Source organism: Pseudomonas sp. LAMO17WK12:I10 (assembly GCF_900215185.1).
Taxonomy (GTDB): Bacteria; Pseudomonadota; Gammaproteobacteria; order Pseudomonadales; family Pseudomonadaceae; genus Aquipseudomonas; species Aquipseudomonas chlororaphis.
In genome coordinates this window covers 93,258-114,727 of record NZ_OBDX01000022.1, presented here as the reverse complement: position 1 = coordinate 114,727, position 21,470 = coordinate 93,258, and the positions used below count along the sequence as shown (strand labels likewise).

Below are 21,470 nucleotides of genomic sequence, written 5' to 3'. Positions count from 1 at the left end.
GGGCACGCCGGGCGGGCGTGTTACTGGCTGTCTGCGCAGCCTGGGGCCGGACGACCGGGTCCGACTGTAGCCGCTGCCGCAGGCTGCGATAAGGCCGAAGGCCTTCGGCGATCTTGATATCTTGCGCACCCTGCGGGCGCGATCGCAGCCTGCGGCAGCGGCTACAGGTCAGAACGCGATGCACACCGACTTGTTCTCGGTATACGCCTCTATCGCCGCGTGGCCCATCTCGCGGCCGATGCCCGATTGCTTGTAGCCGCCAAACGGCATCGATGGGTCGAGCATGTTGTGGGTATTGACCCAGACCGTGCCGGCCTTGATCCGCGGGATCAGATCCATGACCTTCGCCAGGTCGTTGGACCAGATGCTCGCGCCCAGCCCGTACTGATTGTCGTTGGCCAGCGCCACCACCTCGTCGATCTCGTCGAAAGGCGTGGCCACCACCACCGGGCCGAAGATTTCCTCGCGCACCACCTGCATGCCCGCGTGCACGTCGGCCAATACCGTCGGGCGCACATAGAAACCCTGCTCGCCATAGGCGACCCCGCCGCACAGCACCCGGGCGCCGTCGGCCACGCCCTGGCCGATCATGTCCAGCACGCGCTTCTGCTGCTTGGCGGAAATCAGCGGGTTGATCTGTGCCTGTTCGTCGAGCCCGGGACCGATGCTCAGGGAGCCGGCGATGGCCGACAAACGCTCCAGCACCTGGTCAAAGATCGCCCGCTGGATATACAGGCGCGAACCGGCGGTACAGACCTGGCCCTGGTTGAAGAAGATCGCCCCGGCGGCACCGGCGGCCGCGGCCTGGGGGTCGCAGTCATCGAGCACGATCACCGGCGACTTGCCACCCAGCTCCAGGGAAAACCGGGTCATGTTGTCCACCGCCGCATGGCCGATGACCTTGCCGATCTGGGTCGAGCCGGTGAAGGCCAGCTTGTCGATGCCTTTGTGCGCGGACAGCGCCGCGCCGGCCTGGGCGCCGCTGCCGGTGACCACGTTGACCACCCCCGGGGCGATCCCGGCGTCCAGGCACAACTGGCCCAGGCGCAAGGCGGTCAGCGGGGTTTCATCGGCGGGCTTGAGCACCACGGTGCAGCCACAGGCCAGGGCCGGGACGATTTTCCAGATGGCCATCAACAAGGGGAAATTCCACGGCACGATGGCGCCGACCACGCCTACCGGCTCCGGCACCGTGTAGGCACGGTAGCGGGCGCCCGGAACGGCGGCGATGGACAGGTCCAGGCTCTTGCCTTCGATCTTGGTCGCCCAGCCCGCCATGTAGCGGGTGAACTCGGCGGCGGCGCCGACTTCCAGGGCCCGGGCCAGGTGGATCGACTGGCCGTTGTTGAGGGTTTCCAACTGCGCCAGCTCCTCGCCATGGGCTTCCAGCAGATCGGCCAGCTTCAGCAGCAGACGCTCGCGATCCGCCGGGCGCTGCGCCGCCCATGGCCCCTCGAAAGCCCGGCGCGCGGCGGCCACGGCCAGGTCGATATCGGCGTCGGCGCCGGCGGCGGCGCGGGTCAGTTCTTCGCCGGTGGCCGGGTTGAAGACCGGCATCTGCGCGCCGGACAAGGCCGGCTGGCTGCGCCCGTCGATCAACAGGCCGTGCTGGCTGTCGATAAAGGCGGCGACACGTGGGTCGATGGCAATACTCATGGGCAATCCTCGCTAGTTGGCCTCATGGATCGAACTCTGAGACCAATGCCGGCCACCGTCTTGATCCTGGCTGCCGCGAAACTTGCCACTGGCTGCCAGGGAACCGCGACACACGTTTTGCCGCCGCTGGCGCGTCTATCCAGATAAACCGCAGACTCAGTATTTGCGGTTGCTTCGCAACCGTTCGCAGCCTCGCGGGCTCGGCAGCGGCTACAAAAACACCGCGTGCCCGGTAGCCGCTGGCGCAGCCTGCGCTCGGCGGCGTAGCCGTCGCCAAGCCTGCGAACGCATTTTTCCGGGCAGATCCGCAATGCGCGGGACGCTGGGTCGATGGCAGTGGCGGTCAAATGCCTGGCACACAGAGGCAAGCAGGCATCCGGCAAAGGGCGCACTACTATGTCCCACGCTGTCCGTGCGTTTTCAGGAGATTCAACGTGAGCGAACCAAGCCGCTTCTGGCATCCCATGCTGCACCCCAATGAAATGCAACAACGCGAGCCGATCCGCATTGTCCGTGGCGATGGCTGCTACGTGTACGACGACCACGGCCACCAACTGGTGGATGGCGTCGCCGGGTTGTGGAACGTCAACGTCGGCCACAACCGCAAGGAAGTGAAGGCGGCGATCACCGCCCAGCTGGACGAACTGGAATACTTCCAGCTGTTCGACGGCGTCAGCCATCCGCGCGCCGAAGAGCTGTCGCGGGTGGTGATGAACCTGCTGGAGCCCGAGGGCATGCGCCGCGTGGCCTTCAGCTCCGGCGGCTCGGACGCCATCGAAACCGCGCTGAAACTGGCCCGCCAGTACTGGAAACTCGAAGGCCAGGCCGACCGCACCAAGTTCATCTCGCTGCGCCAGGGCTACCATGGCACCCACTTCGGCGGCGCTTCGGTCAACGGCAACACGGTATTCCGGCGCAACTACGAGCCCCTGCTGCCCGGCTGCTTCCACGTCGATACCCCGTGGCTGTACCGCAACCCCTACAGCCAGGATCCGGAAGAGCTCGGAAAGATTTGCGCCGACCTGCTCGAGCGGGAAATCCAGTTCCAGAGCCCCGACACCGTCGCGGCCTTTATCGCCGAGCCGATCCAGGGCGCCGGCGGCGTGATAGTGCCGCCGGCCAACTATTGGCCGCTGATCCGCGAGGTTTGTGACAAATACGGCGTGCTGCTGATCGCCGACGAAGTGGTGACCGGCTTCGGCCGCAGCGGCTCGATGTTCGGCAGCCGCCTGTGGGGCGTGAAGCCCGACATCATGTGCCTGGCCAAGGGCATCACCTCCGGCTACATCCCGCTGGGCGCCACGGTGGTCAACGATCGGATCGAGTCGGCGTTCAGCAGGAACGGCAACTTCACCGGCGCGATCATGCACGGCTACACCTACTCCGGGCACCCGGTGGCCTGCGCGGCGGCCCTGGCCAGCCTCGACATCGTGGTCAAGGAAGACCTGCCAGCCAACGCCGCGAAGATGGGCGACTACATGCTGAACAAGCTGCTGCCGTTCGCCGAGCGCTTCGACAGCGTCGGTGAAGTGCGCGGCAAGGGCCTGATGATCGCCCTCGACCTGGTGGCTAACAAGACCACCCGCGAGCCGATCGACCCCATGGGCGGCTATGCCAACCAGGTGGCGCAGATCGCCCGCGACAACGGGGTGATGGTGCGTCCGGTGGGGACCAAGATCATCCTGTCGCCGCCGCTGGTGATCCAGCCGCCGCAGATCGACGCCATAGTCACTGCCCTGGAGCTGGGCTTCACCCAGGCCCGTTGAGCCTGACGCCGCAGCCTTGAAGCCTGGACCGCGCTGGAGCCGATATCAGCGCGGCCTGCATGATCGCGGGAAGCCCCTGCGGGGCTTTTCGCAGCCTGCGGCAGCGGCTACAAGGAACGCAGTGTCCGTGTAGCCGCTGCCGAGCCCGCGAGGCTGCGATCGGCAACGCAGTGGCCGCAAAACCTGGGCTCGCGATCTGTCTGAAGTACCGTGGCATCAGAGGGTTACGGCCCTCTTTACCGGCCGTTCATGAAGAGGGAGTCGTCCCATGCATACGCCAACCGCCCTGCCGGATGCCCAACAGCTTGGCCAGCGCTGCATCAACGCCTTTACCCGGGTGGTGCCGGCGACCCTGTGCGCCTTCTACCGCATCGACGCGCAGCTGCAGGCCGAGCATTTCTCGCTGTACCACATGAGCCCGCAGATGCATGAGGCCTACCTGCAACGCTACCGGCACTACGACCCGCTGCGGCCGCGCAACTGCGTGGCGGCGGGCCGCCCGGTATTGTCGCTGCACATGGGCATGGCCCAGCAGGGGCGGCACGAAACCGAGGTTTACCAGGGGTTCCTGCAACGCCATGGGGTGCTGGATGTGGTGGAAATCCTCGCGCGTAATGCCGGTGGCAGCCCGATCGCCGGCCTGTCCCTGCTGCGCGATGCCAGCCTGGGCCCGTTCCGGCCAGACGAATTGAGCACCCTGCAGGCGCTGCAAGGCCTGTTGGAAATCGCCGCCCAGGCGCCCTATTCGCGCCACAACGAACGCCTGCAGCCCCTCACGCCCCGGGAACGGCAGATCGCCTTACTGCTGCGCGACGGCGCCTGCAACAAGACCATCGCCCAACAGCTGGCGCTGGGCCTGCCGACGGTCAAGACCCACCTGATCAACCTGTTCCGCAAGGTCGGGGTGAACAACCGCACCGAGCTGGTGAGCGCGCTGTTCCTGTAAAAAACCGTGCGCCTCAACCATTCGGTTGATGGGCAACAACGGTTTGCGCGATGAACATGAGGTTCTCCCTCATCGACAAGGTCCGCCCTCATGAACCCGCAACCCGAATGGATTACCGTTGGCGCCCTGGCCGAAGGCTTTGCCGCCGATAACCATATCCTGCCCAGCCTGGATGACCTCAACGGCCGCAACCTGACCCTGCATTTCGCCAATGGCTGGCGCATCGAACACCTTTTCGGCTCACGCTCGCTGCATTGGCAGGACACTGAAAGCCAAGCCAGCGGCGAGACAACTTATCGAGCCACTTCAATACGTTCCGGAATTTACCTGGTGGACTTTCTCAAGTCAGAGAACCACCAGATCCACTCGGTAAGCCTGATCCTCGACCTGGGCCGGAACATCTTCACCGCGGTGATCGGGCAGATGCCGAGCCAGGCCGAGACCCGGGTCGATCTGTTCAGCCGAACCCTGTCCGGCCGCGAGCTGACCAGCGTCCAGGCCCAGTTCATCCACGGCAGCATCGACACGCCACTGACCGCCAGCAGCCCGCAACACGCGCTGACCGAAGAGCTGGTCGGCCTGCGCAACCAGTACGTCTACAGCGCCACCGAGGCCTACGAGCACGTCTACCTGAACCGCAACTTCTACAGCTGGCAGTGCCTCAAGGGCGTCGAGCAGGGCCTGGCGGACACCGACCGCTGCCATTACTACAAGCTCGCCGAACAGCTGTACCTGTTCGTCTGGCGCGAAAAGATCGTGCCGACCCTAGGCCTGGTGCTGATCGACCTGCAAGCGGGCAGGACCGACGGCAAGATCTTCGGCTACCAGGGCAGCGACTTCGCCGCGCCCAGCAACTTCCCGGTGGGCGCCCTCGCCCATGTGCTGAACCGCACCAATTACATCTGATGCTACCTGTCGCGATCCGCACAGCGCGCTCGGCCTGACACACCGCGCACTCGGGTTTCGCGGCAACTGCGTTGCCGATCGCAGCCTCGCGTTGCTCGGCAGCGGCTACCCAGACACTTGTTCCTGTAGCCGCTGGCGCAGCCTGCGATCGGCTGCGTAGCAGACGCTGCCTTTACGGCCCTTCGGGCCGATCGCAGCCTTCGGCAGCGGCTACAGAAACCTGTCAGCGACAACCTTTTATCCCAGGACTTCGACCATGACCCTCGGCCTCAACCTCGATCGCGTCGCCAGCTGTTACCAATCCGAGCTGCAACTGTTCGCCGAACGCCATCCGCGTTCCGCCGGCTTCTACCGGGAAAACCTCAAGCACTGGCTGTACGGCGCGCCGCTGCACTGGATGCAGCAATGGCCGGGGCTGTACCCGATCCTGGTGGCCGACGCCCAGGGCGCGACACTGACCGACTGCGACGGCAACCGCTACGTCGACTTCGCCCTGGGCGACACCGGCGCCATGTTCGGCCATGGCCAGCCCGCCGTGGCCGAGGCCATCGCCCATCAGGCCCAGCACGGCTCGACCCTGATGCTGCCGACCGCCGACAGCCTGTGGGTCGGCCAGGAGCTGGCGCGGCGCTTTGGCCTGCCGTTCTGGCAAGTCACCACCTCGGCCACCGACGCCAACCGCTTTGTGCTGCGCCTGTGCCGGATGATCACCGGGCGGGAGAAAGTGCTGGTGTTCAACTGCAACTACCACGGCAGCGTCGACGAGTCCCAGGTCGAGTTCGACGCCAGCGGCCAGATGATTCCCCGCGAAGGCGTGCACGCCAACGGCCTGCGCCACGACGCCACCACCCGGCTGGTGGAGTTCAACGACCTGCCGGCGCTGGAGGCGGCACTGGCCCACGGCGACGTGGCCGCGGTGCTGACCGAACCCTTCATGACCAACGTCGGCATGGTCCCGCCCGCCCCCGGCTTCCACGACGGCCTGCGCGAGCTGACCCGGCGTTTCGATGTGCCGCTGATCATCGACGAAACCCACACCATCTCCTGCGGCCCGGCCGGCTACAGCGGCGAGCATGGCCTGCAACCGGACTTCTTCGTGCTCGGCAAGTGCATCGCCGGCGGCATCCCGACCGCGGTGTGGGGCGCCAGCCAGGCCATGGCCGAGCGCATCTGGCAGGTGCTGCCGCATTTCCAGCCCGGGCAGGCGATCAACCACTTCGGCTTCGGCGGCACCCTGGCCGGCAACGCCCTGCAGATGGCCGCCATGCGCGCCACCTTCAGCGAGGTCATGAGCGCGGCCAACTACGCGCACATGATTGCCCTGGCCGAACGCCTGCGGACCGGGGTCCAGGCGCTGATCGCCAAGCACCGCCTGCCCTGGCACGTGACGCGGATCGGTGCCCGGGTCGAATACCTGTTCATGGACCACGCGCCGCGCAACGGCGGCGAAGCCCACCATGCCCGTCATGGCCTGATCGAGGCCTACCTGCATCTCTACCTGCTCAATCGCGGGGTGTTGCTGACCCCGTTCCACAACATGGCGCTGATCTGCCCGTCGGCCACCACCGACGACGTCGACCTGCACAACCGCCTGCTGGACGAATGCCTGGGCACCGTCATTCAAGGAGAACATCCATGATCCTCGACCTCAGCGGCCGTATCGCCCTGGTCACCGGCTCCGGCCAGGGCATTGGCCGCGCCATCGCGCAAGTCTTCGCCGCCCAGGGCGCCAAGGTGCTGCTCGCCACTCGCAGCGAAGCCTCGGGCGCCGAAACCCTGCGCCTGATCCGTGAAGCCGGCGGCAGCGCCGAGCTGCTGGTCGTGGACCTGCGCACCCGGGCCGCGGCCAACCAGGCGGTGGCCGCCACGCTCAGGGCCTTTGGCGGGCTGGACCTGCTGATCCACAACGCAGCGGTGTTCCCGATGGAAAACCTGCGCGACCTGAGGGATGAAATCCTCGAGTCGACCCTGGCGGTGAACCTCAAGAGCTGTTTCTGGCTGACCCAGGCGGCGCTGCCGGCGTTGTGCCGGGCCGAGCATCCGCGCATCGTCATCACCTCCTCGGTGACCGGGCCGCGCACGGCGATTCCCGGGCTGTCCCACTACGCCGCGTCCAAGGCCGGGGTCAACGGTTTCATTCGCGCGGCGGCCCTGGAACTGGCCGAACACCGGGTCACCGTCAACGGCGTCGAACCCGGGCTGATCGCCACCCAGGCCATGGCCAACCTCGGCGACTCCCCGGCCCTGGCCGCCAGCATCCCGCTCAAGCGCCTGGGCAGCCCGCAGGACATCGCCCACGCCATGCTGTTCCTGGCGTCCGAGCAGGCCGGCTATATCACCGGGCAGACCCTGATCGTCGATGGCGGCGCCCTGCTGCCGGAGAATACGCAGCTCATCTGACGGCAGACGCCTGCCCTCACCCACGGCGCCCGACCGGGCGCCGCCACGCCGACCCCGACAGCACCGTTCGCCCGGCCCCTTCGCCCAGCGAGATCAACGGTTCAATGGTGCTATGGGTAGAACGCTGCATCCCGTTTTTACCGATTGACTTGAAGTTAACTTTAACTTTTAGAGTCGGCTCCGACCCATTGGCGCGCCTCACCCCGGCGATCCTCGCCCGCCTGCTTTCGGAGAAGCCCATGACCTCAACCAAGCCCGACACCCTCAGCTACGCCGTCGCCGATACCGGGTATTGGCCCGCCGTGTTCAACGTGCTGTTTGCCGGCATTGCCGCGGCGCTGCATATCGGCAAGGCCACCATCGCCCTGCCGCAGCTGCAGCAGGAGTTCGGCCGGTCCCTGGAATCCCTGAGCTGGATCATGTCGGCCTTCCCCTTTATCGGTGTATTCGGCGGCATCGCCGCCGGCATCCTCGTGCAGCGCTGGGGCGACCGCTATCTGCTGGCCCTCGGCCTTTTGATCATGTGCGCCGCCAGCGCGCTGGGTTCCAGCCTGCACGACTTCCATGGGCTGCTGGCCACGCGGTTTGTCGAAGGCCTGGGCTTCGTCATTGTGGTGGTCGCGGCGCCGGCGGTGCTCAATCGCCTGGTCCCGGCGCACAAACGCCACCTGGTGTTCGGCATCTGGAGCACCTTCATGGCGTTCGGTATCGGCACCTCGATGCTTATCGGGCCATTGCTCGGTGGCTGGCAGCAGAACTGGATCGCCGGCGCGGCCTTGACCCTGCTGGCGGCGCTGCTGTTGCCGTTGACCACGCCCAGGGACCCGCTGGCGCTGCGCCGCCAGACGCAATCCGCTTTGCGCCACTCGCTGAGCAGCGTGCTGCGCGCCCGCCAGCCGCTGCTGATGGCGCTGATTTTCACCGCCTACAACCTGCAGTTCTTCGCGGTGATGGCCTTCCTGCCGGTGTTCCTGATGCAGCGGGTCGGGCTGTCGATCGCCAGCGCCGGGGTGGTCAGCGCCGCGGTGGTGGCGGTCAATATCGTCGGCAACATCAGCGCCGGCCTGCTGCTGTCACGGGGCGTCCGCCCACAAGCTCTGCTCGGCGATACCAGTATCGTCATGGGGCTTTCCGGGATGGGGATCTTTCTTTCGGTCACGCCGACCGGCCTGGTAATCCCTTTGTGTTTCTTCTTTTGCGCGGTGGCCGGCATGCTGCCCGCCACCCTTCTCGCCAGCACCTCGCTGACCTCTCCGGAGCCCGCGCTGATCCCGCTGTGCCTGGGCCTGGTGATGCAAGGCAACTATCTGGGCCAGGTGCTGGCGCCCATCGCCCTGAGCGCCGCCGTCGCCTATGCCGGCTGGTCCGCCCCGGCGGTGCTGGTGCTGGCTGCCGCAGTGCTGGGCGTAACGCTGGCGATGCGCCTGAAGATAAAGCAATAAAAACACCGCTCCCCGACGGCGGTCGCCAGATCGGGAAGCGGTGGCAATGCTTCAGCTGCCGGTGCGGATTTTGTTCCACACGCGGGTGCGGATCCGGTCGATATTCAGCGGCATGGCTTCCAGGGCGAACAGCTTGCCCATCATGTCCGGGCTCGGGTAGACCTTGGTGTCGTTCTTGATGGCCGGGTCGACCAGGCTGTCGGCCTGCTCGTTGCCGTTGGCATAGTGCACGTGGTTGGTGATCTCGGCCATCACCTCCGGGCGCAGCAGGTAGTTCATGTAGGCATAACCGGCCTTTTCGTCCGGCGCATCGTTGGGCATGGCCACCATGTCGAACCAGATCGGCGCGCCTTCCTTGGGAATCGCGTAGCCGATTTCCACGCCGTTCTTGGCTTCCTTGGCCCGGCTATCGGCTTGCAAAACGTCGCCGGAGAAACCTACCGCCACGCAGATATCGCCGTTGGCCAGGTCGCCGGTGTACTTGGAAGAATGGAAGTAGCTGACATAAGGCCGGATCTTCAACAGCAGCGCTTCGGCCTTCTTGTAGTCCTCGGGATTCTTGCTGTGGTGTGGCAGGCCCAGGTAATTCAGGGCCGCCGGCAGCAGCTCGGGGCCGTTGTCGAGGATCGCCACCCCGCACTTCTGCAGCTTCTGCATGTATTCGGGCTTGAAGATCAGGTCCCAGGAATCCACCGGCGCGTTGTCCCCCAGCACCGCCTTGACCTTGGCCACGTTGTAGCCGATCCCGGTGCTGCCCCACAGGTACGGGAAGCCGTGCTCGTTGCCCGGGTCATTGGTCTGCAAGGCCTTGAGCAGCACCGGGTTGAGGTTCTTCCAGTTCGGCAGCTGGCTCTTGTCGAGCTTCTTCAGCGCCCCGCCCTCGATCTGCCGGGCCATGAAGTGGTTGGAGGGAAACACCACGTCATAACCGGAGCGGCCGGTCATCAGCTTGCCGTCCAGGGTTTCGTTGCTGTCGTAGACGTCGTAGCTGAAACCGATGCCGGTTTCCTTCTGGAAGTTCTTCAGGGTGTCCGGGGCGATGTAGCTCGACCAGTTGTAGATCTTCACCGTCTCGGCCGCCTGGCTGAATGAAGCCACCAGCAGCAACGGCGCGCACAGCGATAAAGCCGGTTTTTTACGGATCATGGGGCGATTCCTGTGTGGGTTTGTTTTTATTGGCAGGCAATCAAAGGATCAGAAAATCAACACGTAGGTCTTGCGCACGGTTTCCTGGATATCCCAGGTCCCGGTGCTGTTGGCCGGCAACATCAGTGCATCGCCGGCTTCTATCAGCAGCGGTTCGCCGTGGTCCGGGGTGAAGGTGCAACGCCCCTGGATGAAATGACAGAACTCCTGGGCGACGATCTGCCGCCGCCAGCGCCCGGGCGTGCACTCCCAGATGCCGGTTTCGACGCCGTCGTTGCGCTCGACGCAGGTCACCGAAGTCACGGCGACCGGGCTGCCCAGGGGCACGGCCACCGGAGTCGATTGCTCCAGGGTGGCGTGGGCGGTGTTCTTGAATTGAGTGATGCTCATGGCGCTACCTGTCGATGGAAAAAACCGCTGTCAAAACCTGATTAGTGCATCAGGCCTTCCATGAAGCCCGCCACCCGGCTGGCCAGCCGCCGGCGCCAGGGCGGCGTGGCCGGGTTGGCCAGGGTCTGGTCTTCATGGACGAAGCTGCGAATGATCGCGTTGTAGCCCAGCCAGCGACACGGCTCCGGCTCCCATGCGCGCAAGGCGTCGAGGCCGCCCTCGGGGATCACCCAGGGCTGGCGCGTCAATTCGTTGTTGCTCTGGAGAATCAATGCGGCCAGGGTCCGCCCGCCCAGGTTGCTGGCGCCCACGCCTTCGCCGCCGTAGCCGCCGGACAAGGCGATGCCGCGCTGGCGGTCGCAGAGCATGTGCGGCCGGAAGTGCCGGGACATGCCCAGGTTGCCGCCCCAGGAGTGGGTGATCCGCACGTTTTTCAGCTGCGGGAAAAGCTCGCTGAACAGGTAGCGCCGCAGCTCGACTTCACTGCGGGTCAGGTCGAAGTCGTGGCGCAGCTTGCCGGCGAACTGGTAACCGCCGCGGGCGCCGAATACCAGGCGGTTATCCGCGGTGCGCTGGCCGTAGGTCACCTGGCGACTGCTTTCGCTGAACGCCTGGCCCCGGTTCAGGCCGATCTCGTCCCAGGTCGCGGCCGACAAAGGCTCGGTGGCCACCAGCAGGCTTTGCACCGGCAGCTGGTAACGGCCCAGGGGCGGCAAGGTCACCGAATAGCCCTCCACCGCCGGCACTATCCAGCGGCAACGCACGCTGGCCTTGGCGGTTTGCAGGCTGCCGGCCTGCCAGTGGCTGACCGGGCTGTTTTCGTAGATGCGCACGCCCTGGCGCTCCATGGCCCGGGCCAGACCGCGCGCCAGCTTGGCCGGCTGGATGGTCGCGCAATGGGGCGCGTAGATGCCGCCGTAGGCCTTGGCCACGCGGATCTGCTGGGCCAGTTGCTCGGGGCTCAGCCAGCGGTAGTCGCGCTCGTCGAGCCCCTGACTGTAGAGCGTGTCCAGGTAGCGGCGCTGGGTGATTTCCTGCTCGGGGTAACGCGCTGCGCAGTACAGCACCCCGCCCTTGCGGTAGTCGCAGTCGATGCCTTCGCGTTCAAGGACGCTGGCCACTTCATCGGGAATGCCGTGCAGCAGGTCGAAGGAGGCGCGGCGCTGTTCGGGGCTCAACCCGGCCAGCAACCGGTCCTCGCCCAAAAGGTTGCCCATCAGCCAGCCGCCGTTGCGTCCGGAGGCGCCGAAGCCGGCGGTCTGCGCCTCGACGATGGCGATGTTCAGGGTCGGCGCCAGGCGCTTGAGGTAATAGGCGGTCCACAGCCCGGTATAACCGGCGCCGATGATCGCCACGTCGACATCCAGGTCCTGCTCCAGCGACGGCCGGGCCAGCAGCGGCTCGTCGAGCTGATCCATCCACAAACTGATATTGCGCCACGCTGGCATACACGCACTCCGCCACCTGAACTTCGATGGCGCCGATCCTAGTGCCTGGGCTCAGGGGTTGTCTTGCGCGCGTGCACGCAAAGAAATTTGCCTGGCGTAGGCCTTGGGCGACAGGCCGGTGTGCTGGCGGAAACAGCTGTAGAACGCCGACAGCGAGTTGAAGCCGGCGGCGAACGCCAGTTCGTCGATGCGCACCGGCGGCGTCGCCTGGTCCAGGGCCGCCAGCAGATGCTGCAGGCGCGCCTGGTTCACATAGCGGTAGAAACTCTGCCCCAGCACCTGGTTGAGCAGGTAGGAGATCTGGTTGCGGCTGTAGCCGCACTCCTTCGCCACCCGCTGCAGGTCCAGTTCCGGGTCGAGGTATGGCTGCTGGCGCTCGAAGTACTGCTGCAGGTCCTCGGCCATGAAACTCAGCTGGCGCGGCGACAGGCCTAGGCGGCTGACCGCCGGCCGCACGCGGCCTTGGGCCTTGCCCGGCTCGGCCTCGCGCACCAGCGAAGCGTATTCGTTGACCCGCCAGATCAGGCCGTCGCGCACGGTGATCGCCTCGCTGGCGCGAAACGACACCAGGCCCTGCCCGCCACGCAGGGTCACCTGGTATTGAATGAACGCGGTGTTGCCGTCCATGCGGATGCGGTCGCTGTGCTCCAGGGCCTCGTCGGGCGCGCGCGGCATGCTGTTGCGCACGTATTCGCGCAGCTCGTCCAGGCCCAGGGTGCGGTTCTGGAAAAAGTCGTTGTACTGGATTTGCGGGTGATACAGCGCCATGACGCCATCGAGGTCGCGGTGCTTCCAGCACAGGTGATAGCGCAGCACCGTCTCGCCGGTGGCCTGGGTTTGCGCCGGGCCATCATCAAGGGAAGACATAGGGGCAGAGATAACGGCTCAGGGGATGGAAAGGCGCAGCTTGCCGAAGTTCGTCCAGCGCTTCAATGGCCAATGCATGGCCCCTGGATACTGGCGTTTTGCCTAAACCGCTGCCGGAAATGACCTGCATCAAAAAAGTGCAAGACAATCGCCAAACGGCCTGAAAAAAACCGTTGAATGTCATATCCCGGTGCTATTTTTAAAAGCTCCACAGGTTGGTCCAGTGACGGTCCTTCCATACCTACCGCGAGCACAAGGAAGCGCTCAATGATCAAGGTGGGCAATCCATGAATAGAGTCTCCGCCAGCAAAGTCACCTTTCCCAACGCCTGCCAGCTGATGCGCTGGCATTTTCACCCCATGGGCTTCGAGGCCAGCATGGATGCACCCGGCAGCATGATCGCCCGGCTCTTCGATCGTGCCAGCGGCGAGACCATGATCGCCATTGCCGGCATCCCCTGCGCCACCGTGATGAATGCCACCGATGTCGAGCGAATAATCGAGGCGGTGGAAGACGAGCTGGAGGCCTTCATGCCGCCACTCGCGCTGAAAGCCTAGGGTCGTCCTGCTCCTGGCCCCAGGCCGCTCCAGACTGTTTTCAAGCCCGCCATCGCGCGGGCTTTTTCAGGCCCGCAGGTCGGCGAAGAACGGCTTGCCCTGGGGAATCCGGTCCGACGCCTTGGGTGCATTGGCCGCCTGGGTGTCCGGGCGGTCCACATACCAGTAGCAATGTTTCACCGCCCGGGTGATGCCGACATAGGCCAGGCGCAAGGTCTCGTCCTTCTGCGCATTGTCGTAAGGCTCGCTGTCGCCATCCTTGCCCAGCCCGGCCATGCGATAGACCTGGTTCTTGTAGGGCGAACTGGTCAGGTGCTGGCAATCGCCGAGCAGGAACACCGCATCCGCCTGCAAGCCCTTGGAGCTGTGATAGGTCAGTTGCTTGAGGCGTCGGTCCTCGGCTGGCAATCTAGAATCAACATTAACTATTGGCAAAATATGCTCTTCAATCAATGACTTATCGCTACTTTTTCGAAACAGCATCAAGATCGAATCGCCATTGCGATAGTGCTCCGCCAGCCGTGCTGCAAGCCCCTGGTCATCGCGGTCCAGCACATTCACCGGCAACACTTCCTTGGGTTCGCCGCTGGCCTTGGCCTTCTTCCCGGCAATCGCCGGCGCCGCGCGGACGATATGTTCCGCGGCGTCGATGATGTGCTGGTGGCTGCGATAGTTCTCGCTGAGCATCACCCGGGTGGTGGCCGGCGACGGGAATTCCTTGTTGAACTCCATGAAGAATTTCGGCGAACTGCCACGCCAGCCGTAGATCGACTGCCAGTCGTCCCCCACGCAGAGCAACGACGAGCGCTGTGCCCCGCGGCCGACATGCATGGCCGGCCCGCGACTGCGGATCTCGCGCAGGCTGGCGCGAATCCACGAGACGATCTGCGGCGAGACGTCCTGGAATTCGTCGATCATCAGGTGCGACATCGGCCGCAGCCGCTCATCGCTGAGCAGCTTGAAGTTCTCCGGGGTGTTCTCGCCGAACAGCGCGAACATGCGGTTGTAGCTCATGATCGGCGGCGACTGGTCGAGCAGATGATCATCCAGCGCCCGCCAGAACAGGCTCAGGGCCTCGAAGAAGTAGCGATCCGGGTCGTCCCGGGCAAACACCATCTGGCCCACGGCCACTGAGACGTCCAGCCCAAGGTTCTCGATAAACCCGGCCGCTGCGACAAAACAGTCCAGCAACGGCGCCGACGCCAGCTCACCCTTGACCTTGTAATCGAAGCCCGGTCCGGCACTGGCATCCCCGGCCAGGGACGACAGGACGCGCTTTGCCGAATCGTAACTATCCAGCCAAATCATCGGCTTACGGCAGAAAGCTTGAAACAGGGTGCGCTTTACCGCCCACTCCGCGCGCACCGAAAGCTTCGATCCGGGGCGACTCAGCTGCGGGTTTTCCCGAGGGTCGAACCCAAGCACTACCCAGGCATCCAGCTCGGCGACGTAGCCATGGCAATGGAACTGCGAGCCGTTGATCTCGACCGTCTGCCGGTTCGGCTCAATGCCCTTGATCGGCCAGGCGCCGGCACGAAACCACAGGTCTTCCAGAGTGTCGCACAGCTCTTCGTCGCGCTTGGCCGCCAGTTCGGTCACGGCCATGCGTTTTTGCACGTCCGGGTGATCGCGCTCCAGCTCCTTGAGCTGCAGGGCATGGCGCAGCAACGGCTTGATCGCCTCGCGAAAACGCCCGTCACGCCGGTGCAAGGCGTGGTAACAGGCATTCAGGTGCATGCGCTGGGCATCGTTGATCCGCAGGTCGAAGGGATTGCTGTCGACCTCCAGATCCCCCACCGCCGGGCGATCGCTGAGGTTTTCGAAGGCCTGCAGGCGCTCGAAACCCGGCAGGCTGCGGACCATCGGCAGGATGCGCGAGTGAAAGGTGCGCACCAGCTCCCGCGCCTCCTTGAGGCCCAGGGGCCGGCCCCAGAGCGCGAACACCTCCATCAACTTGTTGATGAAGTCTTTGCGCGACTCGCGGGTGAAGGTCACCACGGTCATCGAGTCGAGCTCGAAGCCCAGGTAATGGTTGAGCAGCAGGATGCGCAGGACCAGGGAAGTCGACTTGCCCGCGCCAGCGCCGGCAATCACCGAGGTGGACGGGGTTTCGCTGAAGATCATCTTCCATTGCGCGCTGCTGGGTTGGGCATGGGCCGGCAGCAGGCGGCCAACGTCGGCCTTGATGCACTTCTTCAGTTCGGCGCTCAGCGGCAGGCGCCAGTCGTCGAACAGATAATCGTCTACCCCGGGCGCCGGATGCTCGGTGGAGCGGCTGTCGCGAATCAGCAGGACCTGACGGCCCTGCTCCAGTCCCTCGGCCTTGCCCTCCTGGTAACCGTATTCCACCCCGGCGGTATGCCCGCTGCGAAAGCCGTCCGCCTGGCCATGCAACCAGGACGCGCGATGCTGGGCGCGCAAGCGACTGAGGCCATGATCGAAGAACCTGGCCGCCAAGCGCTTGAGCAGCGGCATTTCGGCCAGGGGCAAGAGTTCGGGAGGAAGATCGGGGGTGTGTTGCGGCACGCTGACTCCAGGGTGTGAGGCTGTGTGGGACGGTATGGTCGCTTCATTCGTCGATGACTTCTAGTGAAATGCTTACAGGTCATTCACTTAAGCCCCGAACTGAATGTTTGGAGGCAGAAGAAAGACTCCAAAATATATCTATTTATTAGATCTGATAACGGCAGTTTTTGCGCTTTTTATCGATGCTTTGCTGATGGATGATGAGCGCCATCAATCACCGGTCTCGTTCTGCGGCTCCACCAAGGCGCCCCATGACGAACCCTGACAGGAGACGATCATGCTTGAACTCAGACCCTTCAAATCCCTGGGCGGCGCCCATCATGGCTGGTTGGATGCCCACCACCACTTTTCGTTCGCCGAGTACTACGACCCCAAACGCATGAACTGGGGCAACCTGCGCGTGTGGAACGACGACGTGATCGCTCCCGGCAGCGGTTTTCCGCAGCACCCGCACCGCGACATGGAAATCATCACCTACGTCCGTGAAGGTGCTATCACCCACCAAGACAACCTGGGCAACAAGGGCCGCACCGAGGCTGGCGACGTGCAGGTGATGAGCGCCGGTACCGGGATTGCCCACAGCGAATACAACCTGGAAGCCGGCGAAACCAGGATCTTCCAGATCTGGATCATCCCCAACCAGGCCGGCTCCGCGCCGTCCTGGGGTGCCAAGCCGTTCCCCAAAGGCCAGCGCGAAGGCTTCGTGACCCTGGCCAGCGGCAAGCAAGGCGATGACCAGAGCCTGCGGATTCGTGCCGACGCGCGCCTGGTAGCCGCCAACCTGAAGGCTGGGGAGTCCGCCGAGTACCCGCTGGACCAGGGCCGTCGGGCCTACCTGGTGCCGGCGACCGGGGTGATTGAAGTCAATGGCTTGCGCGCCGAAGCTCGAGACGGTGTCGCGGTGGAGGATGAACGCCTGCTGCGGGTCACCGCCCTCGAGGACAGCGAAATCGTCCTGGTGGACCTGGCTTGAGGCGTTAACGGCAAACAAAAAAGGGGCGACCGTCTGGTCGCCCTTTTTGCGTCCGGCTTACGGGCCTTATCGCATCAGCCGCTGATTGCGCCGTCCACCAGGGTCTGCGCTTCCTGCACCAATTGCTTCAGGTGATCGTCGCCGATAAAGCTCTCGGCGTAGATCTTGTAGATGTCTTCGGTGCCCGATGGACGCGCGGCGAACCAGCCGTTCTCGGTCATGACCTTGAGGCCGCCGATCGCCTGGTCGTTGCCCGGCGCATGGCTGAGGATCTTCTGGATGCTTTCGCCGGCCAGTTGGGTCGAGGTCACCTGCTCCGGCGACAGCTTGCCGAGCAGCGCTTTCTGCTGCGGGTTGGCCTTGGCATCGACGCGCACCGAGAACGGCTCGCCCAACTCGTCGCACAAGGCACGGTAGGCCTGGCTCGGGTCGCGGCCGGTGCGGGCGGTCATTTCCGCGGCCAGCAAGGCCGGGATCAGGCCGTCCTTGTCGGTGCTCCAGACGCCGCCGTCCTTGCGCAGGAACGATGCACCGGCGCTCTCTTCACCGCCAAAGCCGAGGGAGCCGTCGAACAGGCCGTCGGCGAACCACTTGAAGCCCACCGGCACTTCGTACAGGCGGCGGCCCAGGCGCGCCGCCACGCGGTCGATCAGGCCGCTGCTGACCACGGTCTTGCCCACGGCCGCGTCGGCGCGCCAGTGCGGGCGGTTCTGGAACAGGTAGTCGATGGCCACCGCCAGGTAATTGTTCGGCGCCAGCAGGCCGCCCGTCGGGGTCACGATACCGTGACGGTCGTGGTCCGGGTCGCAGCCGAAGGCCACGTCGAAACGATTCTTCAGGCCGATCAGACCTTGCATCGCATAGCTGGACGACGGGTCCATGCGGATCTGGCCATCCCAGTCGACGGACATGAAACGGAATGTGGCATCGACTTCCTTGTTGACCACTTCCAGGTCCAGGCGATAGTGCTCGGCAATCGCCGACCAGTAGCGCACCCCTGCTCCACCCAGCGGATCGACGCCCAGGCGCAGCTTGGCGTTGCGGACGGCCTCCAGGTCGATGACATTGATCAGGTCGGCGACATAGCTGTTGACGTAGTCGTGACGATGGGTGGTGTCGGCCTTCAGCGCCTGCTCATAGCTGATGCGCTTCACACCGGCCAGCTTGTTGGCCAGCAGCTCGTTGGCCTTGGCTTCGATCCACTTGGTGATGTGGGTATCGGCCGGGCCGCCGTTGGTGGGGTTGTACTTGTAGCCACCGCTTTGTGGCGGGTTGTGCGACGGGGTGATCACGATGCCGTCGGCCAGGCCGCTGGTGCGGCCGCGGTTGTAGCAGAGAATCGCATGGGACACCGCCGGCGTCGGGGTGTACTCGTCACCCGCGGCGATCATCACGGTCACACCGTTGGCGGCCAGCACTTCCAGGGCGCTGGCACCGGCCGGGGTGGACAAGGCGTGGGTATCGATGCCGACGAACAGCGGGCCATCGATGCCCTGGGCCTGGCGATACAGGCAGATCGCCTGGCTGATGGCGAGGACATGCCATTCATTGAAACTCAGGTCGAACGAGCTGCCACGATGCCCCGAGGTGCCGAAGGCGACCCGCTGGGTAGAGATGGCGGCATCGGGCTGGCCGGTGTAGTAGGCCGTTACCAGTCGCGGAAGATCGACCAGCAATTCTGTCGGCGCCGGTTTGCCCGCAAAAGGACTGAGTGTCATGCAAAACCTCGGGAAATGGATGGTTCGGTGAGTGCTGCGCAGTTTACTGGCAGTTTGACCGCAACGCGACGGGATCTATCCGTGGAGGCTTGCACAATAAGCAGGCGCAACATAGGCCATTGTCGGCTGCTGCACAGAAGACACTCAGGATCGAGACGGGAATAAAGAAGGGAGTGACCGCGAGGACAGAAACGCCAGAGTGCGCGATGGCGAACCCTGGCGTTCAGGATCAGGCCGGTTCGACCTGCAGTGCGACCCGTTCGCGGCAAGGACACTCGTCCATGTAGCGGTGGGCTTCGACGAACTCGTTGAACGGGAAGATCCGGGTCTTCAGCGGCAGCAGCACACGATCAGCCGTCAGCTGGTTGATGTCGCGCAAGGCGCGCTGCAAGGCCACCTGATCCTGGATGATCCCCAGCTCGGGCTTGCCGGTGAAGTTGCCGATGCAGTGCACGAAGAACTGGATGTTCTTCTGGAACGCCGCGCAGGCCGGGAACGGCGTCTGGTTGCCACCTTGCAGGCCGTACAGCACCAGGCTGCCGCGTGGGGCCAGGACGTCGCCGAGCATCGACATCTGCGGACCGCCCAGGCCGTCGAACACCACGTCGACACCACGGTTGTCGGTGTATTTGTTGATCTGCATGAGCAGGTCCTGCTCTTCGGTGACGATGACTTTCTCGGCCCCCAGGGACAGCAGGTACTCACGCTCTTCAGCGGTCTTGGTCGCGGCAATCACCCGCACTCCGAGCGCCTTGCCCAACTGGACAAAGGACGGACCGGCGCAGTGGCTGGCATCGGTGACCAGGGCGAACTGCCCGGGCTTGACCCGCGCCAGGTCGACATAGGCAAAGTAGGCCACCAGCAGCGGCGTGTAATGCACCGCGGCTTCCACCGGGCTGAGCACATCGGGATAGCGGGTCAACGCCGAGCGTGGCAGGACAATCAGCTCGCCATAGACCGGATAATCGTTCGGGCTTTCGGCCGGGAAGCTGGCAACCTTGTCGCCAATGGCCAGGTCGTCGACACCTTCGCCGACCGCAGTCACTACGCCGGCCATCTCATGGCCAAGGCCGGAAGGCAGGCGGGCATGGGAAGACGCCAGGTTCTGGCGCCAAAGGACGTCGTACCAACTGATGCCGATCGCTTCGACACGCACCTGCACTTCGCCTGGCGCAGGCAGAGCGGCCGCATGCTCTTCGCACTTGAGCACCTCGGCCGGACCAAACTTGTGAAAACGGATCGTGCGGGACATCGCAAACCTCGTCAAAGTAACCTCTAATGCCCCGAACTCTATCTGGGCTTTCTGGCCAAGACCATCAGTGGCTATTAATAGTCGACATGCCTGTCATTGATTCCGCAGCACCTGCAACAACGGGAAACAGCGTGCCAGAGCGAAGGGCTCCTTACAGGAAAAAGCAATTAGCCGGTGCAGAGTAGCAGCCTTTCCCCGTAAGATTCATGCCGGCCATTGTTCTCATATGGCCGCTCTCGTCAAGTTTGCTGACTCTGCCAGGACTCAAGATGAATCGTAATGACCTGCGTCGTGTCGACCTGAACCTGTTGATCGTGTTCGAAACATTAATGCATGAACGCAGCGTGACCCGGGCGGCGGAGAAACTCTTCCTCGGCCAGCCGGCCATCAGTGCGGCGCTGTCGCGCCTGCGCAGCCTGTTCGACGATCCGCTGTTCGTGCGCACCGGGCGCAGCATGGAGCCGTCGGCCCGGGCGGTGGAGATTTTCGCCCTGCTCTCGCCCGCCCTCGACTCGATCTCCACCGCGGTCAGCCGCGCCGCCGAATTCGACCCGGCGACCAGCACCGCGGTGTTCCGCATCGGCCTGTCCGACGACGTCGAGTTCGCCCTGCTGCCGATGCTGCTCAAGCGCCTGCGCGCCGAGGCGCCGGGGATCGTGTTGGTGGTGCGCCGCGCCAACTACCTGCTGATGCCGGCCCTGCTGGCCTCCGGCGAGATTTCCATCGGCGTCAGCTACACCCAGGACCTGCCCGCCAACGCCAAGCGCAAGGTGCTGCGCCGCAGCCTGCCCAAGCTGCTGCGGGCCGACAGCATGCCCGGCGCCCTGAGCCTCGACGACTTCTGCGCCCGCCCCCACGCCCTGGTGTCGTTCGCCGGCGACCTCAGCGGTTTTATCGATGAAGAGTTGGAAAAACTCGGGCGCAAGCGTCACGTGGTACTCGCGGTCCCGCAGTTCAACGGCCTGAGCACCCTGCTCACCGGCACCGACATCGTTGCCACCGTGCCGGACTACACCGCCGAAGCCCTGACCGCCGCCGGCGGCGTGCGCGCCGAAGACCCGCCCCTGCCGGTGCGCACCTTCGAACTGCACATGGCCTGGCGCGGCTCCCAGGACAACGACCCGGGCGAACGCTGGCTGCGCTCGCGGATTCAGATGTTCTTCGGCGACCCCGAGAGTCTTTGATACGGCATTGCGTGCGCCCAATGTTCCTATCAGCAGTCTCAGGCATCGGCCCGTTCTAGCTTGTTTGAGGTGGGGAGCCAGGGACGGCTCGTCGCTCAGGATGATACAAACGAAAAGCCGCGATTGGCCGCACTGCTCACTCGTACAGCCGATACGAGCGGGGGCAAATACGGCGGCAAGTTTCAATTTTTTTTGCCAGAAACATTGTCCTGGAGCCACTGTTCCAGTCGGTTTGTCATGCAGCTGCGCGTGCAATGACATTGGAAGCGATTATCACCGCTGGCACCACGCTA

At 64.5% G+C, this 21,470-nt stretch carries 18 protein-coding genes; 9 read left to right on the top strand and 9 right to left on the bottom strand.

What is annotated here, in order from left to right; all coding sequences use genetic code 11:
- Nucleotides 1-168 precede the first annotated feature (168 nt).
- Nucleotides 169-1,656, bottom strand: a complete 1,488-nt coding sequence (locus tag CRO75_RS22510; protein WP_097138282.1) for an aldehyde dehydrogenase family protein — start codon at nucleotides 1,654-1,656, stop codon at nucleotides 169-171.
- Between the two features lie 434 nt (nucleotides 1,657-2,090).
- Between CRO75_RS22510 and CRO75_RS22505 the strand changes: the two genes are divergently transcribed.
- The 6 genes from CRO75_RS22505 (at nucleotide 2,091) to CRO75_RS22480 (ending at nucleotide 9,116) form a co-directional block, all read left to right on the top strand.
- Entirely contained in the window at nucleotides 2,091-3,422 is a 1,332-nt protein-coding gene (locus CRO75_RS22505; RefSeq protein ID WP_097138280.1) for an aspartate aminotransferase family protein, read from the top strand.
- A 268-nt stretch (nucleotides 3,423-3,690) separates the two neighbouring features.
- A complete protein-coding gene (locus CRO75_RS22500) occupies nucleotides 3,691-4,368 on the top strand; it encodes a LuxR C-terminal-related transcriptional regulator (protein WP_097138278.1) in 678 nt (225 codons plus the stop codon).
- 90 nt (nucleotides 4,369-4,458) lie between these two features.
- The gene (locus CRO75_RS22495; protein WP_097138276.1) at nucleotides 4,459-5,274 is read left to right on the top strand and encodes a molybdenum cofactor biosynthesis F family protein; all 816 of its coding nucleotides are present in this window, start codon (nucleotides 4,459-4,461) and stop codon (nucleotides 5,272-5,274) included.
- Between the two features lie 256 nt (nucleotides 5,275-5,530).
- A complete protein-coding gene (locus CRO75_RS22490; RefSeq protein WP_097138275.1) occupies nucleotides 5,531-6,913 on the top strand; it encodes an aspartate aminotransferase family protein in 1,383 nt (460 codons plus the stop codon).
- A complete protein-coding gene (locus CRO75_RS22485) occupies nucleotides 6,910-7,674 on the top strand; it encodes an SDR family oxidoreductase (RefSeq protein ID WP_097138273.1) in 765 nt (254 codons plus the stop codon). The genes CRO75_RS22490 and CRO75_RS22485 overlap by 4 nt, the downstream gene beginning before the upstream one ends.
- A 239-nt stretch (nucleotides 7,675-7,913) precedes the next feature.
- Nucleotides 7,914-9,116 (top strand): MFS transporter, encoded by a 1,203-nt coding sequence (locus tag CRO75_RS22480; protein WP_097138298.1) that lies wholly within the window; start codon nucleotides 7,914-7,916, stop codon nucleotides 9,114-9,116.
- A 51-nt stretch (nucleotides 9,117-9,167) separates the two neighbouring features.
- Here CRO75_RS22480 and CRO75_RS22475 read toward each other — a convergent pair whose 3' ends face one another.
- The 5 genes from CRO75_RS22475 to CRO75_RS32620 form a co-directional block, all read right to left on the bottom strand.
- The gene (locus CRO75_RS22475; RefSeq protein WP_097138271.1) at nucleotides 9,168-10,262 is read right to left on the bottom strand and encodes a polyamine ABC transporter substrate-binding protein; all 1,095 of its coding nucleotides are present in this window, start codon (nucleotides 10,260-10,262) and stop codon (nucleotides 9,168-9,170) included.
- Between the two features lie 48 nt (nucleotides 10,263-10,310).
- Nucleotides 10,311-10,652: a cupin domain-containing protein gene (locus CRO75_RS22470; RefSeq protein ID WP_097138269.1), complete on the bottom strand. Its 342-nt coding sequence runs from the start codon at nucleotides 10,650-10,652 to the stop codon at nucleotides 10,311-10,313.
- 41 nt (nucleotides 10,653-10,693) lie between these two features.
- Nucleotides 10,694-12,100 (bottom strand): FAD-dependent oxidoreductase, encoded by a 1,407-nt coding sequence (locus CRO75_RS22465; RefSeq protein WP_097138267.1) that lies wholly within the window; start codon nucleotides 12,098-12,100, stop codon nucleotides 10,694-10,696.
- A 51-nt stretch (nucleotides 12,101-12,151) separates the two neighbouring features.
- Nucleotides 12,152-12,967, bottom strand: coding sequence for a nuclear transport factor 2 family protein (locus tag CRO75_RS22460; RefSeq protein ID WP_097138265.1), 816 nt, complete (start codon nucleotides 12,965-12,967; stop codon nucleotides 12,152-12,154).
- Between the two features lie 62 nt (nucleotides 12,968-13,029).
- The gene (locus CRO75_RS32620) at nucleotides 13,030-13,242 is read right to left on the bottom strand and encodes a hypothetical protein (RefSeq protein ID WP_143504001.1); all 213 of its coding nucleotides are present in this window, start codon (nucleotides 13,240-13,242) and stop codon (nucleotides 13,030-13,032) included.
- A gap of 12 nt (nucleotides 13,243-13,254) precedes the next feature.
- Between CRO75_RS32620 and CRO75_RS22455 the strand changes: the two genes are divergently transcribed.
- Nucleotides 13,255-13,524, top strand: coding sequence for a DUF1652 domain-containing protein (locus tag CRO75_RS22455; RefSeq protein WP_007924808.1), 270 nt, complete (start codon nucleotides 13,255-13,257; stop codon nucleotides 13,522-13,524).
- Between the two features lie 66 nt (nucleotides 13,525-13,590).
- Here CRO75_RS22455 and CRO75_RS22450 read toward each other — a convergent pair whose 3' ends face one another.
- On the bottom strand, nucleotides 13,591-16,050 hold the full coding sequence (locus CRO75_RS22450; RefSeq protein ID WP_097138263.1) for a UvrD-helicase domain-containing protein: 2,460 nt from the start codon (nucleotides 16,048-16,050) through the stop codon (nucleotides 13,591-13,593).
- Between the two features lie 277 nt (nucleotides 16,051-16,327).
- Between CRO75_RS22450 and CRO75_RS22445 the strand changes: the two genes are divergently transcribed.
- The gene (locus CRO75_RS22445) at nucleotides 16,328-17,023 is read left to right on the top strand and encodes a pirin family protein (protein WP_097138261.1); all 696 of its coding nucleotides are present in this window, start codon (nucleotides 16,328-16,330) and stop codon (nucleotides 17,021-17,023) included.
- 74 nt (nucleotides 17,024-17,097) lie between these two features.
- Here the strand turns inward: CRO75_RS22445 and pgm are convergent, their stop codons facing one another.
- Entirely contained in the window at nucleotides 17,098-18,741 is a 1,644-nt protein-coding gene (pgm, locus tag CRO75_RS22440; RefSeq protein WP_097138259.1) for a phosphoglucomutase (alpha-D-glucose-1,6-bisphosphate-dependent), read from the bottom strand.
- 229 nt (nucleotides 18,742-18,970) lie between these two features.
- Complete coding sequence (locus CRO75_RS22435) at nucleotides 18,971-19,993, bottom strand: zinc-dependent alcohol dehydrogenase family protein (RefSeq protein ID WP_009044099.1); 1,023 nt, start codon at nucleotides 19,991-19,993, stop codon at nucleotides 18,971-18,973.
- A gap of 269 nt (nucleotides 19,994-20,262) precedes the next feature.
- Here CRO75_RS22435 and CRO75_RS22430 point away from each other — a divergent pair, with 269 nt between their 5' ends.
- Nucleotides 20,263-21,177, top strand: a complete 915-nt coding sequence (locus CRO75_RS22430; protein WP_009044100.1) for a LysR family transcriptional regulator — start codon at nucleotides 20,263-20,265, stop codon at nucleotides 21,175-21,177.
- The last annotated feature ends 293 nt before the right edge of the window (nucleotides 21,178-21,470 follow it).